Here is a 693-nt window from a genome sequence, read left to right on the forward strand (position 1 = left end):
GACTCGCCGCACTTGGTCGACACCCACAGTTCGCTGATCGGGCACTCGACGCGTTGCAGTGCAGTGGCGTACTGCACGAATTCCTTCGCTGCCTTCGACGCCCGCATGATGGTCTCATGGTCGCCGTGGCCCTCGATGCCAAAGCCGACCACCGGCTTGCCGGTCTTGGCGATGCCATCAACGACCTTCTTCGTCCAGCCGTCTTCGATACCGATCACTACTACTGCCGCAACGTTCGGGTTGCTGCCCGCGCCAATCAGGGTACGGAAGTGCAGGTCGAGGTCCGGACCGAACTGCAGGCGCCCATATGGATGAGGGATGGCCATCGTGCCTTTGATGGCTACAGCGACAGCTTCGGCGGCTGCGTTGGACAGGTCATCCAACGGGAGGATGATGACGTGGTTGCGAACGCCCACGCGACCGTTGTCGCGGCGGTAGCCCCAGAAAGTAGAGTTTTGGTCAATAACGGACATGACGTGGTCCTCGGATGCTTTGATGAAAAAATGGGTTCGGAGGGGTGCGGTGGTGCGGCTTACCAGCGCTTGGTCTTGATGTTGTGAACGTGAGCGTGTTCACCAGCCTTGATCGGCGCGACAACCTTGCCGATATCGATGCCGTACTTGTAGACCGTCTCCTTCACGTCCATGTCGCGCAGCGCGACCTTGTGGCCGATGGGAATCGGCTGGAGCGCGG

General features: G+C 60.3%; 1 protein-coding gene and 1 pseudogene. Both read right to left on the reverse strand.

Annotated features, from left to right (window positions below; genetic code table 11):
* On the reverse strand, positions 1 to 473 hold a 473-nt coding region (locus E1J61_RS37030), incomplete at its 3' end, for a UxaA family hydrolase (protein WP_165971644.1).
* Positions 474 to 532: 59 nt separating this feature from the next.
* Positions 533 to 693: pseudogene (locus E1J61_RS37035) on the reverse strand (SAF domain-containing protein); the annotation flags it as partial.

Origin of the sequence: Cupriavidus sp. L7L (assembly GCF_004353535.1) — a bacterium.
GTDB lineage: Bacteria > Pseudomonadota > Gammaproteobacteria > Burkholderiales > Burkholderiaceae > Cupriavidus > Cupriavidus oxalaticus_A.